The organism is Phenylobacterium sp. (assembly GCF_036263695.1).
Classification (GTDB): Bacteria; Pseudomonadota; Alphaproteobacteria; order Caulobacterales; family Caulobacteraceae; genus Phenylobacterium.
The window spans coordinates 1-4,163 of the sequence record NZ_DATAGM010000041.1; the positions used below are offsets into that span (position 1 = coordinate 1).

3 protein-coding genes and 1 pseudogene are annotated in these 4,163 nt (G+C 71.4%); 1 reads left to right on the forward strand and 3 read right to left on the reverse strand.

Going from position 1 to position 4,163, the window contains the following annotated elements:
- Nucleotides 1-370, forward strand: a pseudogene (locus VHK87_RS01555) (cobalamin biosynthesis protein CbiG); the annotation flags it as partial.
- Here VHK87_RS01555 and VHK87_RS01560 read toward each other — a convergent pair.
- The 3 genes from VHK87_RS01560 to VHK87_RS01570 form a co-directional block, all read right to left on the reverse strand.
- Nucleotides 367-1,740, reverse strand: coding sequence for an MATE family efflux transporter (locus tag VHK87_RS01560; RefSeq protein ID WP_329633136.1), 1,374 nt, complete (start codon nucleotides 1,738-1,740; stop codon nucleotides 367-369). The pseudogene VHK87_RS01555 and the gene VHK87_RS01560 overlap by 4 nt on opposite strands.
- A 268-nt stretch (nucleotides 1,741-2,008) precedes the next feature.
- Nucleotides 2,009-3,388, reverse strand: coding sequence for a class II 3-deoxy-7-phosphoheptulonate synthase (locus tag VHK87_RS01565; protein WP_329633137.1), 1,380 nt, complete (start codon nucleotides 3,386-3,388; stop codon nucleotides 2,009-2,011).
- A 54-nt stretch (nucleotides 3,389-3,442) separates the two neighbouring features.
- The coding region (locus VHK87_RS01570) for an O-antigen ligase family protein (protein WP_329633138.1) at nucleotides 3,443-4,163 on the reverse strand (721 nt) is incomplete at its 5' end.

Consider the following 4,163-nt stretch of genomic DNA (forward strand, 5'->3'; position numbering starts at 1 on the left):
CTGGAAGCTCTACTACAACGGCTCGGTGGGCGGTCAGGCGATCCTGGGCATTCCGGCGGTGCGGCGGCTGAAGCTGGCCCGCGGCGACGAGGTGCGGGTCTGGCCGTTCGAGACCGGCTTCAAGGCCCTGACGCCGGCCGACCTGGAGGGGGTGCTGGTGGTGGTGGCCGAGGTCTACCCCAGCCTGTTCAAGGCCCAGCCCGGGGCCGGCGAGGTCAAGGATCTGGCCCAGGTGCGGGCCACGGCTGAGCATTTCGCCAGGCTCGACGAAGCCGGCAAGCTCGGCCAGCTGTTCGTCGGGCCTAAGGCGCTGGACCCCGCGGACGCCGAGGTCGCGGCGCACGAGGAAGGCTGGATCCTGGGGGCCTAGATCGGCCGGCGGGCCAGCATCCAGAACCGCCCCAGGAGCAGCGCCGCCGACAGCAGGCTGGCGACGATCACCGCCCAGACAAGGCCCTGGACGCCCAGGCCCATGGGCAGCGCCAGCCACCAGGCGAGCGGCATCATCACCAGCACGTAGCTGGTCATGTGGGTCAGCGTCGGCAGCAGCACGTCGCCGCGGGCCCGCAGCGCCTGGGCGACCACCACCTGCAGGGCGTCGGCCAGGAAGAACAGGCAGGACAGCACGAGGGCCGGCGCGACGATGGCGACGACCCGCGCATCCGATGTGTAGCCGGCGGCGATCAGCCGGGCCGAAGGCCAGACGATCAGCGAGACCAGCACGCCGAAGGCGGTGGTCACCGCAAACCCGATCAGAGCTGAACGTACGACCCCGTGCCGGTCGCGGGCTCCGTAGGCCCGGCCGACCAGCACCGAGGTGGCCGTCCCCAGGCCAAGCGGAACCATGAAGATCAGCGCCGCCACGTTCAGCACCACGCCCCAGGAGGCGACCGCCAGCCCACCGACCCAGCCGGCGACGACATTCAGCGAGGCGAAGGCGGCGACCTCGAAGAAGTTGGAGGCGCCGGCGCCGTAGCCGACGCGTCGCTGCATTGTTTCTTCCTCGAGATCGCGGCGCGGGCGGTCGAACACGCCCCAGGCGCGCGCCTCCTTCATACGGGCGATGTAGGCCACGAGGCCGAGCAGCAGGAACAGGCGCGCTCCGAACGTGGCCCAGGCGGCGCCGACCGCGCCGAGCTGCGGCAGTCCGAAGTTTCCCGGCACCAGCAGCAGCAGCAGGGCCAGGTTCACCGCGTTGGCGCCCCACATCATCAGCATGGACGGGGTCGCCCGCGACTGGGCTTCCAGCCAGAAGGCGCAGGCGGTGGAGAGCACCATCGCCGGCATCGAGAGGGCGAAGACGATCACCGGACCCGAAGCGCCCTCGCCCAGTCCCGGTTCGAGGCCGATGTTGCGCAGCCCGATGGGCCCGAGGATCGCCAGCGCCGCCAGTGCGGCCAGACTGAGCCAGAAGCCGTAGACGAGGCCCCGCCTGAGCACCGCGCCGCTCTCGTGCCGCCGCCCCTCGCCGATGGCTCGGGCGGTCATCACCTGCACGCCCATCAGGAGGCCGATGCCGAGGGTCAGGACGACGGAGGTGGGCGCCCAGGCCAGGATGTGGAAGGCGAGCTGCTCAGCCGAGTGGCGGCCAAGGACGATGGCGTCCGTCAGCCCCATGGTCATGATGCCCAGGCGCGACATCACAACCGGCCCGGAGAGCTTCAAAAGCTCGGCCGTCTCCGTGCGGACGATGTCGGGGCGATCCTCCGTCTCGGAGGTCGCCGGGGCCGGGGTGGCCATGGTGGGTCGCCGTTTTCAAGGGGCGCGGAAATTGGCGCCGCTTTGAGTGGGTGGCAAGGGCCGCCAGCTCTACCTCCCCCGCGAAGCGGCGGGAGGGGGACCAGTCGCCGAGGAGCGACTGGTGGTGGCGGCAGGCCGCACGGCGCGTTGGACAGCGGCACGGTCGCGGTAGCGGAGGCGGTGGGTGCGGCTCGCCCCCTCCCCCCCCGCTCTTCGCTCCGCTCGGCGGGCGGTCCCCCTCCCGCCGCTTCGGGGGAGGTAGGAAGAGCTAGACCGCCGCCCGCTGGGTCAGGTCTACCCGATCGTCCTTCAGCTTCTCGGCCACCAAGAACGCGAGCTCGAGGGCCTGTTCGCCGTTGAGCCTCGGGTCGCAGTGGGTGTGGTAGCGGTCGGCGAGGTCGCCCTCGGTCAGGGCCCGCGCGCCGCCCAGGCATTCGGTGACGTTCTGGCCGGTCATCTCCAGGTGCACGCCGCCCGGATGGACGCCCTCGGCCTTGGCGATCTCCACGAAGCTCTTCACCTCGGAGAGGATGCGGTCGAAGGGCCGCGTCTTGTAACCGTTGTTGGCGGTCAGCGTGTTGCCGTGCATCGGATCGATGGCCCAGACGACGTTGCGGCCGGCCCGCTTGGTGGCCTGCATCAGCATCGGCAGGCGCGCGGCGATCTTGTCGTGGCCGAAGCGGCCGTAAAGGGTCAGCCGTCCCGCCTCGTTCTTCGGATTGAGCGCGTCGCAGAGGCGCAGCAGGTCCTCGGGCTCCATGGTGGGCCCGCACTTCAGGCCGACGGGGTTCTTGATGCCCTTGAAGAACTCCACGTGGGCGCCGTCGAGCTGGCGGGTGCGCTCGCCGATCCACAACAGGTGGGCGGAGGTGTCGTACCAGTCGCCGGAGGTGGAATCGACGCGTGTCATCGCCTCCTCGAAGCCCAGCAGCAGGCCTTCGTGGGCGGTGAAGAACTCCACCATGTGCATCTCGGGGTGGCTTTCGGGGGTGACCCCGATGGCGGCCATGAAGGTCAGCGCCTCGCCGATCTTCTCCGACAGCTCGCGGTAACGGGCGCCCTGGGGGCTGCCCTCGACGAAGCCGAGCGTCCAGCGGTGGATGTTGTGCAGGTCGGCGTAGCCGCCGCCGGCGAAGGCCCGCAGCAGGTTCAGGGTCGCCGCCGACTGGCTGTAAGCGCGGATCAGCCGCTCCGGGTCCGGGGCGCGGGCCTGCGGCGTAAACTCCATGCCGTTGATGTTGTCGCCGCGGTAGCTGGGCAGCTCTACGTCGCCGATCCGCTCGACGGGCGAGGAGCGCGGCTTGGCGAACTGGCCGGCCATGCGGCCCACCTTCACCACCGGCTTGCCGCCGGCGAAGGTCAGCACCACCGCCATCTGCAGCAGCAGACGGAAGGTGTCGCGGATGTTGTCGGCGGTGAATTCCTTGAAGCTTTCGGCGCAGTCGCCGCCCTGCAGCAGGAAGGCCTTGCCGTCGGCGACATCGCCCAGCAGCGACTTCAGCCGTCGGGCCTCGCCCGCGAACACCAGGGGCGGCATGCCGCGCAAGGTCTGTTCCACCTGCGCCACCGCCGAGGGATCCGGATAGTCGCTGGGGATGTGCTGGGCAGGCTTGCTGCGCCAGGAGGCGGGCGTCCAGGTCTCGGTCATTTCACACAACTCCGCGCCCGCGCCCCGGCGGGCGGCGCTCGAAAGACGAGCCTACTACTCCACTTGCCGGCGTTGCGTCGACCCTGGCGGGCGGCCGTCGGCGAAGCGGGCGACGCCGGCCTCCCAGGCGCCGGCGGGGGTCTGCCCCCGCGCCCGCCGAAGCTGGGCGACCGCCACCGCTGCGGGCTGCCGGCGAACGGCGGCGCAGGCGGCGGCGGCCAGCGCAGCCAGCGCCAGCCACCACTCCTGCCAGACGCCGAAGCTGACCGCGCCGATCACGAAGTAGGCCGCGGCGCTGGCCGCCTGCGCCGCCGCGATCAGTCCAGGTCGCTCCCGGCCCATGCGGGCGAAGGTCATCGCCCAGACGATGGCGGCGGCCAGGGCGCCGACCATGCCGAGCTCCATCCAGATCTGCAGCGCCGCATCGTGCGGGTGCAGCCGGATGCCCGGCGAGAACATCCGGCTGGCGTCGAGTCCCCAACCGAGGATCGGGTCCGCCGAGGCCCAGTTGGCGGCGTTCCCCCAATAACCAATGCGGTCGGCCCAGGACTGCGGGGCCGCCTTCTGGACCGCCTGCAGCCAGCCGGCGTTGCGGGCGGCGAGCACGATCCAGGGGGCGAGCAGCATGAAAAGGCCCGCGCCGATCGCCAGCGTCCGCGGCGCGCCTTTGGGCCAGCGGATCACCGCCAGCGCCGCAGCGACCCCGGCCACGGCCGCCAGCAGCGGCGCGTCCGGCCCGAAGCTGAAGGTCAGCAGCGCCAGCGCGGCGAGCATC